Source organism: Autumnicola psychrophila, from assembly GCF_031846645.1.
GTDB classification, from domain to species: domain Bacteria; phylum Bacteroidota; class Bacteroidia; order Flavobacteriales; family Flavobacteriaceae; genus Autumnicola; species Autumnicola psychrophila.
The window spans coordinates 218,751-240,268 of sequence record NZ_JAVRHN010000007.1 but is presented as its reverse complement, the minus strand read 5'-3'; the positions used below and the strand labels follow the sequence as shown (position 1 = coordinate 240,268).

Annotated in this window: 16 protein-coding genes and 1 pseudogene; 12 read left to right on the top strand and 5 right to left on the bottom strand. The window is 38.3% G+C overall.

Annotated features, from left to right (window positions below):
• Positions 1-344: 344 nt before the first annotated feature.
• The 6 genes and pseudogenes from RM541_RS11250 (at position 345) to RM541_RS11225 (ending at position 10,865) form a co-directional block, all read left to right on the top strand.
• Positions 345-1,611: pseudogene (locus tag RM541_RS11250) on the top strand (IS256 family transposase).
• Positions 1,612-2,111: 500 nt separating this feature from the next.
• On the top strand, positions 2,112-2,819 hold the full coding sequence (locus RM541_RS11245; RefSeq protein ID WP_311500244.1) for a hypothetical protein: 708 nt from the start codon (positions 2,112-2,114) through the stop codon (positions 2,817-2,819).
• Positions 2,820-2,964: 145 nt separating this feature from the next.
• Positions 2,965-6,432, top strand: coding sequence for a HEAT repeat domain-containing protein (locus tag RM541_RS11240; RefSeq protein WP_311500243.1), 3,468 nt, complete (start codon positions 2,965-2,967; stop codon positions 6,430-6,432).
• A 179-nt stretch (positions 6,433-6,611) separates the two neighbouring features.
• Positions 6,612-8,402: a 3-keto-disaccharide hydrolase gene (locus RM541_RS11235; protein ID WP_311500242.1), complete on the top strand. Its 1,791-nt coding sequence runs from the start codon at positions 6,612-6,614 to the stop codon at positions 8,400-8,402.
• Between the two features lie 11 nt (positions 8,403-8,413).
• Positions 8,414-10,372 (top strand): c-type cytochrome, encoded by a 1,959-nt coding sequence (locus RM541_RS11230; protein WP_311500241.1) that lies wholly within the window; start codon positions 8,414-8,416, stop codon positions 10,370-10,372.
• Between the two features lie 58 nt (positions 10,373-10,430).
• Positions 10,431-10,865 (top strand): transmembrane 220 family protein, encoded by a 435-nt coding sequence (locus RM541_RS11225; RefSeq protein ID WP_311500240.1) that lies wholly within the window; start codon positions 10,431-10,433, stop codon positions 10,863-10,865.
• Positions 10,866-11,545: 680 nt separating this feature from the next.
• On the opposite strand, the gene RM541_RS11220 is transcribed toward RM541_RS11225, so the two are convergent.
• Positions 11,546-11,770 (bottom strand): CDGSH iron-sulfur domain-containing protein, encoded by a 225-nt coding sequence (locus RM541_RS11220; RefSeq protein ID WP_311500239.1) that lies wholly within the window; start codon positions 11,768-11,770, stop codon positions 11,546-11,548.
• Between the two features lie 332 nt (positions 11,771-12,102).
• Between RM541_RS11220 and RM541_RS11215 the strand changes: the two genes are divergently transcribed.
• Together RM541_RS11215 and RM541_RS11210 are read left to right on the top strand one after the other, a co-directional pair.
• Positions 12,103-12,711 (top strand): phosphatase PAP2 family protein, encoded by a 609-nt coding sequence (locus tag RM541_RS11215; protein ID WP_311500238.1) that lies wholly within the window; start codon positions 12,103-12,105, stop codon positions 12,709-12,711.
• A gap of 144 nt (positions 12,712-12,855) precedes the next feature.
• A complete protein-coding gene (locus RM541_RS11210; protein WP_311500237.1) occupies positions 12,856-13,731 on the top strand; it encodes a DUF808 domain-containing protein in 876 nt (291 codons plus the stop codon).
• Positions 13,732-14,073: 342 nt separating this feature from the next.
• Here RM541_RS11210 and RM541_RS11205 read toward each other — a convergent pair whose 3' ends face one another.
• Complete coding sequence (locus tag RM541_RS11205; RefSeq protein ID WP_311500236.1) at positions 14,074-15,420, bottom strand: serine hydrolase domain-containing protein; 1,347 nt, start codon at positions 15,418-15,420, stop codon at positions 14,074-14,076.
• 662 nt (positions 15,421-16,082) lie between these two features.
• On the opposite strand from RM541_RS11205, the gene RM541_RS11200 reads away from it, so the two are divergent.
• The 3 genes from RM541_RS11200 to RM541_RS11190 all read left to right on the top strand — a co-directional run bounded on the left by RM541_RS11200 (position 16,083) and on the right by RM541_RS11190 (position 17,747).
• Positions 16,083-16,244 (top strand): hypothetical protein, encoded by a 162-nt coding sequence (locus tag RM541_RS11200; RefSeq protein WP_311500235.1) that lies wholly within the window; start codon positions 16,083-16,085, stop codon positions 16,242-16,244.
• A gap of 298 nt (positions 16,245-16,542) precedes the next feature.
• The gene (locus tag RM541_RS11195; RefSeq protein ID WP_311500234.1) at positions 16,543-17,193 is read left to right on the top strand and encodes a flavodoxin family protein; all 651 of its coding nucleotides are present in this window, start codon (positions 16,543-16,545) and stop codon (positions 17,191-17,193) included.
• A 41-nt stretch (positions 17,194-17,234) separates the two neighbouring features.
• Positions 17,235-17,747, top strand: a complete 513-nt coding sequence (locus RM541_RS11190) for an adenine phosphoribosyltransferase (RefSeq protein ID WP_311500267.1) — start codon at positions 17,235-17,237, stop codon at positions 17,745-17,747.
• A 26-nt stretch (positions 17,748-17,773) separates the two neighbouring features.
• Here RM541_RS11190 and RM541_RS11185 read toward each other — a convergent pair whose 3' ends face one another.
• From RM541_RS11185 to RM541_RS11175, 3 genes are all read right to left on the bottom strand, one after another.
• A complete protein-coding gene (locus RM541_RS11185; RefSeq protein WP_311494927.1) occupies positions 17,774-17,926 on the bottom strand; it encodes an SsrA-binding protein in 153 nt (50 codons plus the stop codon).
• Positions 17,927-18,190: 264 nt separating this feature from the next.
• Positions 18,191-19,861, bottom strand: coding sequence for a TonB-dependent receptor plug domain-containing protein (locus RM541_RS11180; protein WP_311500233.1), 1,671 nt, complete (start codon positions 19,859-19,861; stop codon positions 18,191-18,193).
• Positions 19,858-20,220: a BlaI/MecI/CopY family transcriptional regulator gene (locus RM541_RS11175; RefSeq protein WP_311500232.1), complete on the bottom strand. Its 363-nt coding sequence runs from the start codon at positions 20,218-20,220 to the stop codon at positions 19,858-19,860. Before RM541_RS11175 ends, RM541_RS11180 begins: the two co-directional genes overlap by 4 nt.
• A gap of 249 nt (positions 20,221-20,469) precedes the next feature.
• Between RM541_RS11175 and RM541_RS11170 the strand changes: the two genes are divergently transcribed.
• On the top strand, positions 20,470-21,417 hold the full coding sequence (locus RM541_RS11170; protein WP_311500231.1) for a calcium/sodium antiporter: 948 nt from the start codon (positions 20,470-20,472) through the stop codon (positions 21,415-21,417).
• Positions 21,418-21,518 lie beyond the last annotated feature (101 nt).

Genomic DNA, 21,518 nt, shown 5'->3' with positions numbered 1-21,518 from the left:
AATTCAATACTGAAGAAGAGTTATTGCGTAAATTTAATTTGTCAAGTGGAAGTGGATATGTTCCAAAAGTTGAATTTTACTCACCTAATTATGAACTGGAAGACCTCTTCCAAAACATTCGCCAATAAGAAAATAGGCTCCAGCTTAGGGTAGAGGTAGATAATGATGATTACAAATTAAGCTATGTTTTACACCGAGAGGTTTTTTAAAACTTAAATTACATCATTATGACCTAATTTACTTATGTTCATATTTGTTAAGTTCTTTTTTCTATAATAGAAGGGAGGGTGTAAAATAAACTCTGTCTAAAGAGAACTTTAAATTAATTTTATTCAAACAGACCTATGACGACAGAAGAGCAACAAAAGTTAGAGAAGAAAGCCTTGGAGCAGTTTATGTCAGGCAAAAGTCTCTTCGGAAAGATGGCGCCTTTGCACCTATGCTTAAGAGTTTTATTAAAAAAGCCCTTGATGCAGAAATGGATTCTCATCTTGATGAACAAGAGCGTTCTAGTGGCAATAAGCGCAATGGCAAAGGAAAAAAGAAAATAAAAAGCGGCTTTGGCTCCTTTGAGATTGACACCCCACAGGATCGTCAAAGCAGTTTAGAACCAGACCTGGTAAAGAAACGCCAGACTATTTTGGCTTATAATCTCTCTGAGAAGATTATAGGCCTCTACGGCCTTGGAATGAGCTACCGTGACATTCTCTATCAGATATTAAGGAGATGTATGACACAGACATCTCCCTTACGGTTTTAAGCCAGATCACTGACAGGATCATTCCCGATGTAAAAGCATGGCAGAGCCGTCCCCTGGATTCTCTTTATTGTATTGTATGGCTTGATGCCATGCATTACAAAGTGAAGGTAGATGGAAAGATAGAACACAAGGCCCTTTACAACATTCTAGGCATCAACAAAGAGGGATATAAAGAAGTGCTGGGGATGTATATTTCCGAAAGCGAAGGTGCCAACTTCTGGCTTCAGGTATTGACAGATCTACAAAACCGTGGGCTGGAAGACATCTTGATTGCATGTACTGATAATCTCAAAGGTTTTACCAATGCTATTCTTAGTGTGTTTCCAAAGACCCAGGTACAACTTTGTATCGTTCATCAAATAAGAAACTCTCTCAAATACATTGCTTCTAAAGACCAGAAGGAATTTATGAAGGACCTTAAAAAAGTCTATCGAGCTGTAAATAAAGAAGTAGCCGAAGATGAACTGCTTCACCTGGAAGAGAAATGGGGCCAGAAGTAACCAGTAGTAATTGAGAGCTGGCAACGCAACTGGGAAGAACTGTCACAGTATTTTCAGTTCACTGAGCCTATCAGAAAGATCATTTATACCACTAATGCCGTGGAAGGCTTCCATCGCCAGGTTCGTAAGGTTACAAAGACCAAAGGAGCCTTCACTAATGATAGGTCCCTTCTAAAGCTGGTTTATCTGGCTACCAAGAATATTGAAAAAAAATGGACAGCTCCTCTTCACAATTGGAGTCTTACCATTCAGCAATTTTATATTAAATTTGGTGATAGGATACCATTGACCATAAATACCAGTACCTCTGGAATTAGTAAAAGAGAAATTGAAAGATCAGATAGAGTTTAATTTACAGACCCTTTTTAACAGCAATAACGTCGTCTATTTAAGCCGAATCCAATACATCTTTATCTATATTTTAAATTCTTGTTTTAAAGTGTTTTCAGAAAATTTTCATTTTTGAGTAGCAAGTTTTAAATCCTATTTATTATTCGCTAATTATTTCTAATATTAATCCTTTACTTCATCCAAATAACTTGTATTTTTACAATATTGAAGTCATCTAAGCATATATAAGTTTCAATTTAAAGATAGCTAAAAGGTTACCTTAAATTTCAGATCAACTGAATATACTACTACTACTACTACTACTACTACTGGGAAATGCGAAAAAGGTTTGAATTCTGGCAAGGTCACTCTTACGAATAGCAATTCGTAGCAAAACCGCGCAAATCTTATGATTAGCGCGGTTTTTTAGGTTTTGGGTTTTCATTTTATTTAATATTATTTAAATTGAGATGAGAATTATTTGTGGTAGATTATCACCCAGAACTGAAATAAATAGTTAAATGCAAGTCCTACCTAGAAATATTTTCTTCTGTACAGTGATTTTTCTAATTTTTCTAAAGAATCATGCACAGCAGATTCCAGATCATTATCAATTGCTTTATGAGGAGGATTTTGAGGGAGACGCTTCGTTAAATGATTTTGAGATTAGCGATTCTAATGCCTGGAAAATAGGAAATGGTAAGACAGGGCAAGCTTTAGAGCTAGCCGGTAAGAGCGGGTACAATCCTCCTGTGCGATCTCCACTAAATATTGCTTTTATTAAAAACAAAAGGTTTGGTAGTTTTATCCTGAAAGCTGACCTGCAGCAAACTGGAAAAGAATATGGGCACCGCGATTTGTGCCTATTCTTCGGAATAAAAGACCACACAAATTTTTATTATACTCATCTGGCTTCAAGTGCCGATCCTAATGCCCATAACATTTTTATAGTTAATGATGCTCCAAGAACAAACATTGCTTCCAGAACCACTGAAGGAATAGACTGGGGAACAACAAAAAACTGGCACAAAATGAGGTTAGAAAGAGATATTGAATCCGGTAGCATTAAGGTATTCTTAAATGATATGGATACTCCTGTTATGGAAGCAGAGGATAAGCACTTTAATTTTGGATTTATTGGCTTTGGCTCTTTTGATGATACCGGAAAGATCGATAATATCAAAATTTGGGGTCCTGCTCTGGCGCCCCAGCATATAGGTTTCTTCTGATGAAGGATCCGAAAATAATTTTTATACTTTACATCATTAAATGATCTAATATTTCAGAGAAATGTTATTTTCGAATTTAAAGATGTTTTCAATAGAAAATCGTTTTAAAAATAACAATAACTACCTGTCTCAATACCAGAAACGAGTGAAAAAATATCTATTCAAGAAGTTACAGAACAACCAGAATCTTTTCAAAGGATTTTTGGTCGTTTCTGTTCTTATGTTATGGAGTTGCAAGAAAGATCCTGTAGATAGAAGAATTAAAGCTATGGACCCTGCAGAAACAGAGCAATTAGCAAGGTCTATTGAATCTACAGTTAAACCTGAAATTGCAAATGGCTTGAGTCTTAAACTCTGGGGAGTGGATTCCCTGGTGGCTGATCCCATTTCTATAGATATAGATAATAACGGATATTTATACTACACAAGAACTAATAGGCAGGCGAATTCTGAGTTTGATATTCGGGGGCATCAGGACTGGGAGACAGCTTCGCTTCAAATGCGAACTGTAGAAGACAGGAGGAATTTCCTTCATAAAGAATTGTCACCTGAAAACAGCAGTAGAAATGAGTGGCTGTCTGATCTTAACGGGGACGGTTCACATGACTGGCGTGATCTTACGGTGGAAAAGGAACATATCTACCGGCTCGAAGACTCATCAGGTGACGGTGTTGCAGATATCTCGCAGTTGGTAGTAGAAGATTTTAATGAAGAAATAACTGATGTTGCCGGTGCTATTTTGATTGACGGAGAAGATTTGTTTGTAGGGGTCGCACCAGATCTGTGGAGGATAAAAGATACTAATGGAGATGGAATTGCCGATGAAAAGACTTCCATTTCTCATGGTTATGGTGTTCATGTTGGTTTTGGAGGACATGGAATGTCTGGTCTTGAAATGGGACCCGATGGGAAACTGTATTGGGGAATAGGAGATATAGGATTTAATGGTACCGGCCCTGACGGTGAAAAATGGGAATATCCAAACCGTGGCGTTATTGTAAGAGCAAATCCAGATGGAAGTGATTTTGAAGTGTTTGCAATGGGCGTAAGAAATACTCACGAATTTGTTTTTGATGAATATGGAAATTTAATTAGTGTAGATAACGACGGTGATCATCCCGGTGAGAAGGAGCGGTTGGTATATATTGTAAATGGGTCTGATACGGGATGGAGGATCAACTGGCAATTTGGGAAGTATAGAGATCCAAAGAATAATACCTATAAAGTATGGATGGATGAAGAACTGTTTAAACCCAGGTTTGAAGGACAGGCAGCATATATTACTCCTGCCATTGAAAATTTTATCAGCGGCCCTTCAGGAATGGTATATAATCCGGGTACGGCTCTGGGTGAAGAATGGAAAAATACTTTTTTTGTTGCGGAATTTGTAGGTAATCCTGCTCAATCTGGTATTCATGCTTTTAAACTTAATCCTAAAGGAGCATCTTTTGAGCTTGGCGTGAGTGATATGGTGCTTAAGGGAATTCTTCCCACAGGTATGGCTTTTGGTCCTGATGGGGCTCTTTATGTTGCAGACTGGATTGAAGGTTGGGGAACAAAGGATCATGGTCGTATATGGAAATTAGATAAAGAAGGCGGAGCATCAAGTGCAGTACGGGAGCTTACTAAGAAGCTTCTTGCAGAGGATTTTAGTTCTGTGGAAGAGAATGAACTGGGGGAATTATTAATGCATCCTGATATGAGGGTAAGGCAGAAATCGCAGTTTGAATTAGCAAAAAGAGGTTCTCCAGGTCTCAAGGAATTCCAAGAAAGTATAAACCAACAGGAGCATCAATTAGCCCGCATACATGGAATCTGGGGAATCAGCCAATTGGCTCGCAGAGATGAAAAACATGCAGATCTGTTAATGCCTTTACTTAAAGATGAAGACCCCGAGATCAGGGCACAGGCAGCTAAATGGCTGGGAGATATACGTTACAGGAAAGCAGGAAGTGCTTTAATTGCACTTCTACAGGATGAGCATAGTAGAGTCCGGTTTTTTGCTGCTGAGGCTCTGGGAAGAACAGCTTATGAATCCGCTGTACAACCTCTTATTGATCTACTGGAAAGAAATAATGATGAAGATGCTTATATACGTCATGCGGCTAGTCTGGCATTAGCCAGAATAGGAAAGTCTGATCCTGTTGTTAATCTGGCACAACATTCTTCTCCGGCGGTTCGAATGGGAGCTGTACTTACGCTTCGACGTCTTGTACATCCTGGTATTGCTAGCTTTTTGGATGATGAAGATGAGTACATCGCAACAGAGGTAGCCCGGGCTATCAATGATGATAACTCTATTGAAGAAGCATTACCCGCACTGGGCAATATTCTTACGAAAACTAAATTTAAAAATGAGCCTTTAATAAGACGTGCAATTAATGCTAATTTGGAGGTCGGAAGCTCAAAGGCTATGCAAAACCTTATAGATTATGCGCTTAAACCTGATGCTCCTGAAGCTATGCGGATCGAATCTGTAAGAGCTCTGAGCACGTGGTCAAGTCCATCCGTTTTTGATCGTGTGGATGGACGGTACAGGGGTGAAATTAAAAGAGATCCTCTATTAGTTAGAAAAGAAGCCTCAGATCCACTAATGGGATTACTTAAAGAGAAAAGTGAATCTTTGCGAATAAATGCTATAAGAGGTATTGCTTTATTGGACATCAAGGCAGCGTCACCAGAACTTTTGAGGTTATTAAAAACTGATTCTAAACCAAAAGTGCGTGTAGAAGCATTAGAGGCCTTGGCCGCTATGCAGGATCCTGATATCGATAAGGCAATTGAGTTTGCAATTTCCGATAAAGAGAAAAGTGTAAGAGTGAAAGGACTTGAGTTGCTGGCTTCTCAGAATTTATCTGAAGAACTTAAAGCGGAATTGCTTACCGAAGTTATTAAAAAAAGAAGTACCGAAGAAAAACAAGCTGCACTTCTCGCCTTGGGAAGTTTGCCTGTAGAATATTCAAAAGATATTTTTGATGATTTACTCAATCAGCTTCAGAAAAAGGAACTTGCTTCAGAGATTTATCTTGAGTTAGCCGAAGCTGTAGATAGTACTGGTTCGTCAGAATTACAGTCAAGATATGCCAAAATAAAAGAAGAGATAGGATCAGATTCAGAACTTGGATCCTTTGAAAGTGGGCTCTATGGAGGAGATGAGGAGAGCGGAGAGCGGATCTTCTTTGAGCATCAGACAGCGCAATGTATGAAATGTCATTCTTTTGATGATTTTGGAGGCAATGCAGGACCACGAATTAATGGTGTAGCTGGAAGACTTTCACGGCAACAAATTCTGGAGGCATTAATTAATCCTAGTAAAAGGCTGGCTGCAGGCTTCGGCATGGTTACGCTGGAACTTAAAGATGACAGCGTAGTAAGCGGTGTGCTTCAGGATGAAAATGATATAAGTTTAACAATAAAAATGGGCAACGAACCCGATACTGTAGTCAGAAAGCGCGAAATTATTAAAAGGGAAAATTCTCCTTCGAGTATGCCCAATATGAGGCATCTGCTCACTGAGAGGGAAATAAGAGATTTAGTCAGTTATTTAGCGACCTTAAAGGAAGATGAAATGAATGAGGAAAGTCGAAAAGAAGAAAACCAAGGCCCATGGTAAATAATCTTGTGTAACAGAGCCTGATTTGTTTTGAATTTCTAGAAATGAGATTTTTGTTACTAAATTAGATGGCGATAACGATTACACTTAAAGTAAACTGAAAACTTAACTTAACAAATATATTTATGAATTGTTGTCATTCCCGAATTGGAGCACTGCTGCTGATACTGGCATTCTTTATGGCCGTACCCTTTTCTTTTGGCCAATCCCGAAAAATCAGCCTTCAAGATTTATCAGAGTTTAAGAACCCGGGAAAAAATTGGCAAATAGCCGATGATATCTATGTGGATCTGGATAAATCCAACAAATTCCGGATCGAAGAAGGAAAGGGTATCCTTGTAAATGAACCTAAAGGTCGGAATAATCAGGATCTTTATACTGAACAGGAGTACGGAAGTATTGATCTGGAGTTTGACTATATGATGGCCCCGGGATCAAACTCAGGCATTTACTTAATGGGTCGATATGAGGTACAACTTAAAGATAGCTGGGGGTCTAAAAATCTCACTTCTGCAGAAAATGGTGGTGTTTATGAGCGATGGGATGAAAAAAGACCTGAAGGACAGAAAGGATACCAGGGGTATGCGCCGCGACAGAATGTTAGCAAAGCGCCCGGTCTGTGGCAAAATCTAAAAATCTCTTTCCAGGCACCACAATTTGATGAAAAAGGTAATAAAACTGAGAATGCGAAATTACTGAAGGTTGAACTAAACGGGATTACTATTCATGAAAATGTGGAGCTTTTTGGTCCTACCAGAGGGGCTGTAAGCATGGATGAAGCACCCAATGGACCTCTGCGAATTCAGGGTGATCACGGGGCAGTAGCTTTCCGGAATTTTGAGGTGACCAGCTATGATAAGCCACGTCCAGAGCTTAGTAATCTTCAGGTGCAGGTTTACGGAGGAAGGTTTAATGAGGTACCAACAGGTTTAGATAGTTTGCCACCAGAGTTTGAGGGTAAGGCTGTACTTCTTACCAGTGATCTTAACACAAAATCCAATCAGTTTTTGATCCGGTATACCGGAGATCTGGAGGTGAAAGAATCCGGAATGTACGCTTTCAATTTGGATACCCCAGGTGGAACAGGGCTTGTCAGAATTAATAATAATGCGGTGGTTCCTTTTAATGCCCGAAGTGGTAGAGGCACGGTAGAATTGTCTAAAGGTGTAGTGCCCATTGAACTTTTGTATTCCAAATATGAAGATTGGGTTGAGCCCGGTTTAGGAATGACTGTAGAAGGGCCGGGTATAAGGGAATACCTGGTGACAGAAGGGGGTGGGAATTACGAGACCGTAGTAAATCCCATTCTCGTAGAAGTAAATGAAAACACTATTCTTCGCAGTTTTATGGACATTCCTGTAAGTGAGGAATCCGGTGGTTACCGCGTGACACATTCGGTTAATGTTGGCAGTCCTGAGCAATTGCACTATACCTACGATATGAACAAGGGTTCTCTCGTGCAGGTTTGGCGCGGAGACTTTTTAGATGCCACTCCCATGTGGTATAGTCGTGGAGATGGTTCTTCCCGTCCTCTTGGAGCAGTGAAACATTTTGGCATTCCTACATTAACATTGGCCAAATTAAACTCTCCCAACCAAAAATGGATAAAGGACACCATTGGAACACAGTACAGACCCCTTGGCTATCACCTGGATGATCAGAACCGTCCAGTCTTTATGTACAACACTTATGGCGCAGAAGTGACAGATGCTGTACAGGTACTGGAAAATGGACATGGGTTTCAAAGAACTATACAGGTACAGAATCCGGGCCCGAACCTTTATGCGCGAATTGCCCGGGGAAGTAAAATAGAATCTGTATCAAAGGATCTATTTATAGTCGATGACAAAGAATACTACCTCCGCCTGGATAATCCAGATGGGACAAAGCCTGTGTTACGAACCGTAGAGGGCCAGCAGGAGCTCCTGATGCCTTTGCAGGAAAAATTAATATATTCAATTCTCTACTAAATTTGACAACTGTGATAGTAATAAATAAGTTATATAAAAGGACTTGTTGTAAAGCATTGTGCATCCTGTTTTTTAATATTTTTTTAGCCGGTTTAACAGGAGTTGTGGCTCAGGAGTCTCCTATGGAGGAAGACTTTTTCAAAATACGATCAATAAGAGTTCCTGAAGGGGTATTACTGGAAGTGGGAGGACTAACGGTTTTGCCAAATGGTGATCTTGCAGTTTCCACAAGACGTGGCGATGTGTACCTTGTCCAAAACCCCACCAGCTCACGTCCCTTTTTCCAGAAGTACGCCACTGGTTTACATGAGGTATTAGGATTGGCATACAAAGATGGTGCACTCTATGCGGCACAAAGGGGTGAGCTTACAAAAATGCTGGACACCAACAACGATGGCAAAGCAGATAGATTTGAAACCGTTTATGCCTGGCCTCTTTCTGGAAATTATCATGAATATAGCTTTGGACCGAAGATAGCAGCTGATGGATCCTTCTTTGTTTCAACTAATCTTGGTTTTCCTCACCCCTGGTGGCATGCAAAAAGCATGGTACCCTGGAGAGGATGGATGCTACGGATAACTGAAGATGGAGAAGTGGAACCCTGGGCAACCGGACTGCGTTCTCCGGCCGGCTTAAGTATGATTGATGGAGAAGTGTGGTATACAGAGAATCAGGGAGACTGGGTTGGTTCTGGTGGTATCTGGAAGGTGGAAAAAGGAGATTTTACGGTTCATCCGGGAGGTCTTCGTTGGGCAGATATGCCTGACTCATCTGTAGATTTGGCTATTGAGAATGTACACGAGTATATTGATCCCCGGTTTGACAAAGATGCACAGGGAAGGCATGTAAAGCCTGAAAACCGGGTGGAGGATGAGATTGTTACAATGGCAGATATGGAAGAGAAAATTCCTGGTTTAAAGCTTCCGGCAGTTTGGCTTCCTCACGGAATTTTGGGGATTTCTAATTCAGAAATGATTAAAATTCCTGAAGGAACTTTTGGTCCCTTTGAAAAGCAAATTCTGGTGGGAGACCAGGGGCAGAGTAAGATTATGAGGGTCATTATGGAAAAAGTAGATGGGCAATATCAGGGTGCGGCTATGGACTTTAGAAGTGGCTTCCAGTCTGGGGTTTTACGTATGGCGTGGGCAGATGACGGCTCTCTTTTTGTAGGCGAAACCAACAGAGGATGGGGATCTGCCGGGGATGCCAGTCAGGGTTTAGAGCGCCTTGTGTGGAATAAGCAGGTGCCTTTTGAAATGAAAGCAATTCGTGCCATGCCCGATGGTTTTGAAGTTGAATTTACTTTGCCTGTAGACCAAAAGTCTGCAGAAGACATTTCTTCTTATTCGGTTGAGAGTTTTATATATAAGTACCATCCGGTTTATGGAAGTCCTCCTGTAAAACAGGAAGAGAATCCTATAAAAGGAGTGAAAGTTTCAGACGATGGAATGAGAGCGCGTATAGCTGTTGATAATCTCCGCGAAAATTTCATTCATCACATTTCTCTTCCTGGGGTTAGGGCCAGGGAAAATTATTATTCCTTAGTCCATCCTTCGGCATATTACACGTTAAACAAGATTCCCAAAGGAGAAAAACTTGCTTTAACAGATTTGAACAAACCTGCCACAACAAAAAACTCAGGCGCTAATACGAGCCAGGCGGCTTCTTTAGAAGCGGGAGCATCAGGCGCCATATCTGAAGGATCTCAGGTACCTGATTTTGAAGCTGTACAACCTCTTTTGCAAAAGAATACATGCTTTGCCTGTCATGCTGTGGATAAGAAGCAGGTTGGTCCTTCTTACATGGAAGTAGCAAAAAGAAATTATAGCAATGAAAGAATTGTTGAGCTTATTCATAATCCAGAACCTGAAAACTGGCCGGATTATGCTATAGCAATGCCTCCAATGCCACAGGTTTCCGAAGAAGACGCTCTCAAAATTGCAGCCTATATAAACTCGTTAAACGATTGAGTAAAGGTTCTGAAGCTATAAAACGCTAGGCACTTTGAGAATTATCAACCCTAAAGCTATGAATAAGGAAAATTTTTCCCGACCAGCACACGCTAAGAGGAGTTTTAGACTCAGAGTATCGCAGGTTTTCTTTGGTCTATGGAGCTTTTTGTTTCTTCTTTTTTGTTATTGGCAATGGAATGATCCAGATCCTGTAATATGGATGAGCATTTACAGTTTTGCTGCCTTAATGTGCGGTCTGGCTGCTGTTTATCGTTTCTATATTCCTCTTCTTATTTTCGCATCTGTTCTTGGATTTATAGGGAGTTTGTATTTCTTTCCCAATTCTGTTTTTGAATGGCTCCGCCAGGAATGGCAGCAAGCAGATCTTTCTATGAAAACTGTTGAAATGGAAGAAACACGAGAGTTTTTCGGATTACTTATTTTCTCTATAGTAATGGGATTGGCTGCATATAAAGGATGGTGTGAAAAACGTAAAGCTATTCCTGAATAGCTAGAGAATTTTCTCTAACATATTCCAAATCAAATTTTTAACTCCTAAGCACAGGAATAGCGGGAGTATGTGGAAAAACTGAACTTGAAGAAGAGCAAACAAGAGAAGATTGGGAGCGAAATTTATTTTTCCTAATAATCCTCGGATTATTAATTTCTTTTTTAACAATTAAAGTTTTATAAGCTTAAAATCCGTGGCAACCATATATGAAAACTATAATTTCTTAAAAGGACAATTTATATGTTTGATTATAAAACTTTCGGTTACAATAATAAAAGTAACGATTGATAAATATAACGTGCTACAACAACAGTAATCAATATGTTTTTAAATTTTATCTAATGATAAAAAAGTTTTTTCTCGTAACCTTATAAAGTTGAAGTCAATTAGTAGTATATAAGTTCAAATTTAAGGGTAGCTAAAAGGTTCCCTTGAAACCAATATCGGCTGAATCTGCTGCTAAACCTGGGAAGAGCAAAAAAGGTTTGAATCATGGCAAGGTCACTCTTACGAATAGCAAATCGTATCAAAACCACGCAAATCTTAGAATTAGCGTGGTTTTTTAGATTTTGGAGAATCATTTAATTTGATTCTATTTGATTTAAAAAGGTATTCTATTATAGTATAGACATAAAATAAAGGGTTCAATTTACCAGGTCACCTCTTCCGCTTTTTTAGCCCTATACCTTCTTTGGAGGTAGATCAAAAGCTATAGCTTCATGTTCAAAATGGTTTCTGTGAGATCCGTCACAAAAAGGTTTGTTGCTGGATAATCCGCAGCGACATAGCGTCACCTGTTCGCGGCCTCCAAGGTCGTAAACATTTCCGTTTTTATTTACTATTTCAATATCTCCCGCAACAATTAGCGATCCATTGTTATTTACTTTGATTTTTGTTTTGGCCATGTATATATATTTATTTAGTAAAACAATTTACGGTTTTATTAATAGAATGAAAGCTAAAAATAAAATTGAAATCAATGGTTTTTTTAACTGAATTTCTCTTTTTTCTTTGGTGATTGTCGCTTTCAGTTATCGATGAGCAAATCTAAGGTTCGGGATAAGCTCTGTGGATAAAAGTATGTTTTTGAAAATCTACGGAGAACTTTCGTCATCTTCAGGTAAAAATTTGTTAAACAGGGTTAAAGCCTATTAAAACTTTTTGAAAGAACTTCTTCAACCTGTATTTTGACCGGAAGCTAAAATAAAAGTTCCAATTCTAAAATCCTCCTGTTTTGATGAAAACACATATTACTACAGAATTCCACCCCACAATCTGTTGGATAAAGCTGCGGCAGAGTTTTTTATTATGTCTGTTTTTTATCTTCTTCTTATCTCCTACAGAAGGCCACAGCCAGTTCTTTAACCCTGAGGATTCTTTTATAGAAAATTCCGGTGATGCAACTGTATTCTTATTACCCATATCAGCAGCTGCGACGACCCTTATTGTTGAAGATTACAAGGGAACTTGGCAGTTCACCAAAAGCTTTGCTCTAAATCTTGCCGTGACAGGTGCAGCCAAAGTCTTGATTAATAAGCAGCGCCCTTTGCAAGGCGGCGACTATGCATTCCCTTCTGGACATACTTCTGTAGCTTTCCAGGGGGCTTCGTTCTTTCATCGCAGGTACGGCTTCAAATACAGCATTCCTGCTTATGTTCTCGCAGGTTATGCCAGTTTTAGCCGAATTCATGCCACCAGGCATGATGGCTGGGATGTCTTGGCAGGGGCTGTTGTAGGTATAGGAAGTACCTGGTTTTTTACAAATCCTCGTAAAGAAGAGAATATGCAACTCACTTTTAGCAGTTCAGATGAACATTATTTGCTGGGCTTTCAGTACACTTTTTAAGTTTTTGCACCAATAGTAAGAAGCTTGTTTTAAATAAAACAATTGTCACGATATTGAATTTCTGAACGAAAAGATTATTTCTGCAATTCATGAATTTCAAGTTATCAAATACACCTATCTTGTTCCTCAAATAAAAATCAATTTATGGCCTCAGGTTTTTTTGCACTTCTGGATGATATTGCAACTTTAATGGACGATGTAGCGGTACTTGGTAAAGTCGCCGGAAAAAAAACAGCAGGAATCTTAGGCGACGATCTGGCGGTGAATGCAGAAAAGGCTTCCGGGTTTATGTCTTCCCGGGAACTTCCGGTGCTCTGGGCAATCACAAAGGGATCTTTTCTAAACAAGCTTATCATTCTGCCCCTGGCATTTTTGCTAAGTGCTTTTGTGCCTCCAGCTATTACAGTTATTCTCTTAATTGGTGGATTATATCTCGCTTACGAAGGTGCTGAAAAAATATATGAATTCTTTTTCCCGCATGCTCACGCAGATGAAACTCCCAAGCTTGAAAAACTTTCTAAAGAAGAAGTCCTGGCAAGGGAAAAGGAGAAAATTAAATCAGCAATTTTAACAGATTTTATACTTTCCGTAGAAATCATAATTATCGCTTTGGGAAGCGTTGGAACGGAAGCATTACTGACGCAAATTATTGTTGTTACGCTTATTGCGCTCGTGGCCACCGTGGGGGTCTACGGGATTGTGGCGCTTATTATAAGGATGGATGAATTTGGAGCTAAACTTATTGATTTAAACGAAAGGGAAAATAGCTTTTCAGATAAAATCGGGAAATTTCTGGTAAGTGCTCTTCCTAAAGTGATTAAAAGCCTGTCGGTTATTGGTACTATCGCGTTATTGTTGGTTTCAGGAGGGATTTTTGTTCATAATATCCATTTCCTGCACGGCATGTTTGAAAATATTCCGGGTATTATAGTGGAATTTGTAATTGGGCTAATTGTAGGTTTTCTTGTATTGCTTATTATAAAATCAGGTACCAAAATTTGGAAAAAAGTTGCCGGCTAACTCACCACGGGATGAGATAAGTCCTTAAATGTAGAGGTTCTACTTTTCCTTAAAACGCTCGACAATCACCAAATTCAGTGAAAATGAAGTGGTAGAAACAACCTTTCGTCGCAAATCAAAAAATACCACTTTTTAGGTATGTTAAGAACCGTTTTTATTATCTACTTTTCGTTTATATTAGAAGAGGAAGTTTTAGGGGTAAACCTTCTTCTGAAAATAAAAAGCAGGATTATGTTGGGGGCATGTCCTGCTTTTATTTTATGTTTCGATTTCATGATTCTGAACCCGACTGTTTTCCGCGATATTTTCTGCAGTTAAATCCTCTATAGACTTAAGAGATCACTACTTAAAAGCATCTATTATTTCTTTCAGGAAATTGTTGATATCAAAGTCAGGAGATTCCGTTAAGCCAAATCTTACTACCACAAGATCTTTTGAAGGAATTATAAAAATATACTGTCCTTGGAAACCATTGCAGGAAAACATATCCTTCGGTACATCGGGATATAGAGCTTCAGCATTTAACCAAAAATGGGCACCGTATTCACCATTCGAACCATGGGTAGGCTGTGCAGTATAATCAACCCAGGATTCATTTAAAATTTGTTCGCCGTTCCAGTTTCCTTTGTTAAGATAAAGTAATCCAAATTTTGCCCAATCCCGGGCAGTAGCCCAACCATAGGAGGAGCCAATGTAATTACCTTCTAAATCTGGTTCTATGGTCATGGAGTGCATCCCGATTTTGTCGATAAGTTCGCTATACCAAAAATCCATGTATTCCTGGTGCGTGGCAAATTGATCCCGAATAAAACGTGATAATAAATTTGTAGTTCCAGAGGAATAGTTCCAGCTGTTATCAGGTTCACCTTTTAGCGGTTTTTTTATCTGTACGCCGGGCATGTCCCCTTCTATAAAGAGCATTTTTGTAACATCAGAAATTTTGGTATAATCTTCCTCCCATTCCAGGCCACTGTTCATTTGCAGTAAATTGTTCAGAGTAATTTTTGAACGTTCATCATCTTCCCACTCTTTGAAAAGATGATCCTGGGAGAGCGAAATTTTCCCTTTTTTCTCAAGTATTCCCAAAATCGCACTTGTAACACTTTTTGTCATGGACCAACCCAGGAATTTTGTATTTGATGAAAACTCTGGCGCATATTTTTCTTCAATAAGCTTATTTTTGTGAAGCACTAATACAGCCCTTGTTTTCTGGTAATTGCTGTCTTCGGCATCAAAGGCATTTTCCACAGCAAGCTTCAGCGCTTCCCGGTTTATAGTCCGAAAATTGGCATTTTCAGGTTGCCGCTGTCCAAAAGGATAAGGTAAGTCTAAATTAAAATTCTGGCGATTAGGAACTGGAAGCTTCGGAACAGCTTCAGGAGTGTTTTCAGGTAAAAGAATGCTGCCAATACCTTCTTTGTAAACCGATGTTCTCTTTTTTAACCCGAAAATAGTCGAGGAAACCGATTTTGCCTCATAATTTATCTCATTTTTAGCGTAAAAAACCGGAAGGAAGTTATTGTCCCCGGCTTCTATGGATTTTAGCTCCCGTCCTGCTTCAAATGTGCAGGAACATACATTTTTGGCAGCAAAACCGGTGAGAATGTTCAATTTTGGAAAATTGCGGTAGACAAAATAAGCTAAGGAAGGGAAACCAAGAAGGAGTCCGTATTTTAATTTTTTGTTCATGAAGTAGGCTGGAATTATTCAGCAATATTAAGGATTATTCAGCCGTGTTATATAAAATTCCTTTGAAAATACCATAGATGATAAGTTCCAATTCATTCTATCATTGTTTTCTCTCAAAGCCGAAAATTGTTATTATAAGAGATTGGCTTCGAAACATATTTTCTTCGGAAGTGAATTCTACTGATACGATCAACTTATTTATCGACGACTTGTTTTGGCGTTACCTGGTCTTTTATTTGTAATGGAAGAAGGAGTTTTCGAAATATGGAATTACATCCATTGCTCCTGAAGGTTTTTGAAAAGAAGATCCACGGACTTCCTAGTAGATTTATCTAAGAAAATAGCGAAATCCTGAAGAAAATTCGAATGCCAGCTTATTTGTAGCTTAAGCATGAGTAGGGTCATGCTTAGGCTTCAAGCTGGCATTCTTTATGATGAGCAGATAGTCGGCTTTTTAGGTCAGCAATTACATCTTCATGTAAATAATTTTTATCGACCGCCTGTGGAGCAATTTGCTTTCGAAAAAACTGAACTTGAAACTCTTTTGCTTTTTATGATACATTATAAATCCCTGTTAAAATACTTTTAATCAGCTATTTGAACTTTTTCGAATTCGTTATATTTAAGAGAAAGTAATAACAACTGTATAAATAAAATGTGTCATGAGTAATAAAGAATCAGATAGAAGAGAATTTCAGGACGAGAAAGATGCGAAGAAAAGTCCGGAATGGAAGAATGCCAACCGCGATGAACAAAGAAAAGAAGATGCGAAGCGGCACGATAAATTTGAAGAAGACAAAAATAAGCAACAAAAAAACGAATAACGTTTTCTGAAGAAATTTCCAGGGGCTGTTCAAAAGTGAAAATCCGATACTGAAATTTCAGTAGGTCGAAAATTGTCATTTTTGTGCAGCCTCTTTTTTTATGGAATTTTCATTCCTAAACAGACAATTTTTAGAACTGAAAATTCAGATTAACGATTCGTTTTGTGTTCCACATTCCTTAAAAATCTAATAAAATATGCTGAATGACTGTTTTTACAGGCTCCTTTAACCTCTTATTAACTGCTTTTATTATTAGATTTAAATAAGTTCAGCTAAGTATTAATTTAAAAAATCAATTATGGCACTAAAAGCTCTATTTCTTAATTGTACCCTTAAAAAATCACCAGAAACTTCAAATACCGAAGCATTTATCAAAAATGCTGAAAAAGTTTTCGCAGATCTTGGCGTAACCTCTGAAATTGTGAGGGTGGTAGATCACAATGTGCATTTTGGAGTGACCTCTGATGAAGGTGACGGAGATGCCTGGCCTTCAATTCTTGAAAAAGTGAAAAAAGCAGACATGCTTATCCTGGCAACACCAATTTGGCGTGGGGATCGTGGCTCTGTTGCTAAAATGGTCGCAGAACGCTTTGACGGCATAATGTCTGAAGGTAATGACGAAAATGGCCAATATCCTACCTATAATAAAGTAGCCGGCGTAATGATAGATGGAAACGAAGATGGTGCGAAAAAGGCAATTTCCAGCATGCTATTCGATCTTTCTGAACACGGATTTACAGTTCCTGTGAATGCTTTTGCATATTACGTTGGCGAAGCTGGTCCCGGACCTTCTTATATAGAAGCCGAAGGGCATAAACATGAATTTACAAATAATATGATCCTTCTCATGGCGCATAATATGGTACACCTTGCAAAGACTTTAAAGGAAAATCCTTATCCTACCCAGGTGAATAAACTTGAGGAGAAAGCGGAGAAAATGAGTAAGTAAAAAATGCAAATACGGGCTCAGTTTTTTATCTTGCAGCCATGATTAATTTAAGAGATTACATTAGGGAAATACAAGATTTTCCGAAGGAGGGAATTTCATATAAAGATATTTCTCCGATGCTACAGGATCCAAAGGCTATGGATCATGCGGTCAGTTTGTTTATTGAAAGGCTTGAAAGTCAGCATATTGATGTTGTTGTTGGGATTGAATCCCGCGGATTCTTCTTTGCGCCTTTACTCGCTCAAAAACTGAATGCGGGTTTTGTTCCGGTAAGGAAAAAAGGAAAGTTGCCTGCAGAAACCTTAGAAGAAAATTATGATCTGGAATACGGGATTGACGTATTAGAAATCCATAAGGATGCAATTTCAAAAGGCCAGAATGTGCTTGTTCACGATGATGTTCTCGCTACCGGAGGAACGGCTCGTGCGGCCTGTAATTTAGTCGAAAGGCTGGGGGGGAAGGTAGTGCAGTGCAATTTTATTATTGAGCTTGGTTTTCTAAACGGAAGAAAGAAACTTTCGCAGTTTCCCGTTGAGTCGCTCATTCAGTATTAGGTTAGTGTGGGTTGTCCAGAAGAATATTAATCCAGAGAATTTTTTGTAACCCAAAGTTTCCAGCCGATAATTGCCTTTTGGACATTAGTAGCTTTCTGAAGGTCCAGCTGTTGCTGGGAGTAGCTGGGGAAGATCTTCTTGTTTGCTTTTGCGAGGGCTTTAAAGAAAGTTTTCTTCATAATTATGTATCCTTTTCCCAAAGATATTAAATTATAAATGTCTGGCCTATCTGTTTATAGGTATTGCAGAACAAAAAAGTCATCAGTAACGATGGCTTTTTGCATGATGTCAATAATTTTATTTTTCCTTCAGAATTTTGGCCTTTTAAATTTCAGTCTTTTGAATTAATGGAAATGCTACCCTTGTCATTCCAGCTTATTTGACCATCAGGAACACCATTCATTAGAAGTGGATTCCGGGGTAATGGAAAACGATTTAGAATTTTAATCAGGAGAATTACTCTCCTTATTAGTTTTCGTAATAATTTCAACAACTCCGTTTTTACCTTTTTCGCCATATTTTTCAGTTGCATTTGCTCCTTTAAGAACATTTATGGAGGCGATTTCAGAAGGTTCTAATTCATTAAAGTCGTAGCTCTGCGGCATAACTTTTCCATCCAGGACTATTAGCGGTTTTTCCTCCTGCTGATTGCTTGAATTATCTGTAGTTTTCTTACCTGTACCATAAATAGTACTATTTCTCTGCTTTGTTATCTTCATAGTTTTTGCTTCGGAAGAAGAATTTCTCTCAGAATCTTTGAGAACCACGTTTATTACACCGTTTTTAGCTTTTTCTCCGTAGCCGGAAATTGCCTTTTCTCCTTTTACCACTTCAATCCGCTCAATAGTTTCGGGTTCTATAGAATCTAGGTCAAAGTCGTCTTCTTTTATTTCACCGTTAACAATAATAAGCTTCGCATCCTGGTTTGTAATTCCTGAAATCTTCTTTATTTTTACTACATTTTCAGAATTGCTATTCTGTGATTCACTAGCTGATTCCGAAGGTTTTGTGCTGATTAAAACGACCCCGTTCCTGCCTGAAAAACCATACAGCGCAGTAGCCTTTGCACCTTTTAATACGTCTACCTTTTCGATATTCTCAGGATGAATAGTATCGATAATTGCCTTTTTTGAAGGTGCACCATTTAACACGTAAAGTGGACTTTCTTTATTTTCCTCGTGTGTAGAAGAATCTAAAGTTTGGGTCTCACTTGATTTTTCTGAAGAATTCTCTTCTTTTTGTAAAATTTGGGCCTCTGTTTTTACATTGAAGAAAAACATAAAGAGCATCAGGACTGGAAGTATGAGGCTAATTTTCCACATTTTCGGCTTGTTATCTTGTTTTTTGTTTAGCATAACGATTCGTTTTTTAATAAATGATTGATAAAAATGATTAGTTAAAGCAGGCTGAAATTCAGGAACCGAGACGTTGATCAACGCATGTTGGTACGCTTTTCTCGATCCGGCAGCAGCGACCGTCTCCCGGTCTGCAAGAAATTCCAGGTTTTGTTCTATAGTTTTTTTATACCACCAGCTAAAGGGATTAAACCAAAGAATGGCGGTAGTTAGGTTGGCGAGGATAATATCTAATGAATGTAGCTGTGCAGCATGCACTCTTTCATGCTGTAAAATAAACTCTAGATCGCGTTGAGAATGTGATGCGGGATTGTAAATGATATAGTGGAAAAAAGAAAATGGTCCTGTAATGCGATTAATTTTAATAAAATTAAAACCTTCAGCTTTTTTAAAATGATGAGTTTTTATCAACTTCAGAATAGCGAACAACCTAATCGCGAATTGACAGAGCAGTAATCCGGCACTCACTGAATAAATTATCCCGGCTAAATTCCACCAGTTTATTTGTGTTTCCTGTATAAGAGACGTGCTGGGAAACATTTCCGGAGAAAATTCAGCATTAACTATAGGCGCTTCTATAAATACTTTTCGGGTAAAATAAATGGCCGGAAGTATAAAGGAAGCAAAGATTCCTCCGACTAAAAATTTCCTGTTCAGGCTAAAAGCTGTTTCTTTTTCTAGTAGTAATTGATAGAATAAAAAGAAAATTGACAGCAGGCCTGCACTTTTAAGAAGATATATTATAGTAGTTTCCATCATTTTTCCTTTTTCTCAATGATCTCCAGTATTTCTCTTAATTCTTCGGCGCTAATTTTTTCTTCTTTGGCAAAAAAGGAAACGACGCTTTTATAAGAATTATCAAAAAACTTCTTGGTCGCCAGGTTCATAAATTGATTGCGATAGGATTCTCTGGAGAGCACAGGAAAATATTGATGAGTATTACCAAAAGTATTATGTGAAACATAACCCTTCTCCTCAAGATTTCTTACTATGGTAGAAACGGTATTGTAATGGAGCTTTTGATCTTTTATTTCAGGAATAATTTCCTTTACAAATGCTTTTTCCAGCTTCCACAAGATCCGCATGATTTCTTCTTCTTTATTGGTTAATTTCTCCATAGAATGAATGATTTAATAATCGAACTTTTGGCGATTTTTCAAATTAACGAAAAAAATAGTTTAAAAACTATAAATATAGTTGTTATTTCACTTTTTGGAAATCTGATTTATATATGGAGGTAGGTTGATCTGAACATTATGAAGAAACCGGTAATCATTTTGTAAGATACTAAGAGAGTTTAGGTTTTCGATGGAATTGAGGTTTACTATAAACCTTGAAAGATTCTATTATCTTCGCAAAAAAAACTAATGAGTATAATCTTCATTCTTTTAGGCCTGGTTCTTCTGGTAGTAGGAGGAGAATTCCTCGTGCGATCTTCTGTCGCCCTATCCTTTAAACTGAATCTTTCTAAAATGGTAATTGGTCTCACCGTAGTCTCTTTTGCAACTTCAGCTCCAGAGTTGCTGGTGAGTTTGCAGGCTGCTCTCGATGGTTTTTCAGATATATCGTTAGGAAACGTAATAGGTTCAAATATTGCAAATATCGGCCTTGTATTAGGAATAACGGCAATCATAACACCTCTTGCGATTGATCGTGACTTCTACAGTTTTAACTGGCCTGTAATGATGATTTTTTCCATTGCTTTATATTTTCTTTTGAAGAGTGGGGGGAATATTTCAAGATTAGAAGGCTTTTGCCTGTTGATAGCCCTGGTAATATATCTTATTGCACTTATAACCCGTTCTCGTAAGAGAACGGGCATAGCAATAGAAGAAGTAGATGAATCTTTGAAAACAGTCTCGAACTTCAAGATGATTTTATGGCTAATTATTGGTGGCGTTGCGCTTTGGGGAGGATCAGAACTATTGGTGGAAGGTGCAGTGGACCTTGCAACCGCGATTGGTGTAAGTGAGAGGGTAATTTCTGTTACCATGATTTCTGTTGGAACCAGTATTCCTGAATTAGCAGCTTCGGTAATAGCTGCCTTACGAAAAGAAAAGGCGCTGTCCCTTGGAAATCTTATAGGCTCAAATATTTTTAATATTGCATCTGTATTGGGGGTTACTGCCTTGATTCAGCCTATTTATTTAAAATCTGAAGCACTTCTTTCCAATGATATCTTTTGGATGATAGGAGTGGCATTTGTATTAATTCCTCTGGCTTTTTTGCCAACAAGGTTTATTTTGGGAAGGTATAAAGGTGTAATATTATTTGTAAGTTATTCGATTTTTGTGAGTATTGCATTTTTAGGTTAATATTCAGGGGTCATAATGAAGAATACATAATTTTTTTTAAATGGTCGCTGATTTTAAGGGGGGTTTGAATAAAAATTAATAAATTTGGCGATCGAATTTAG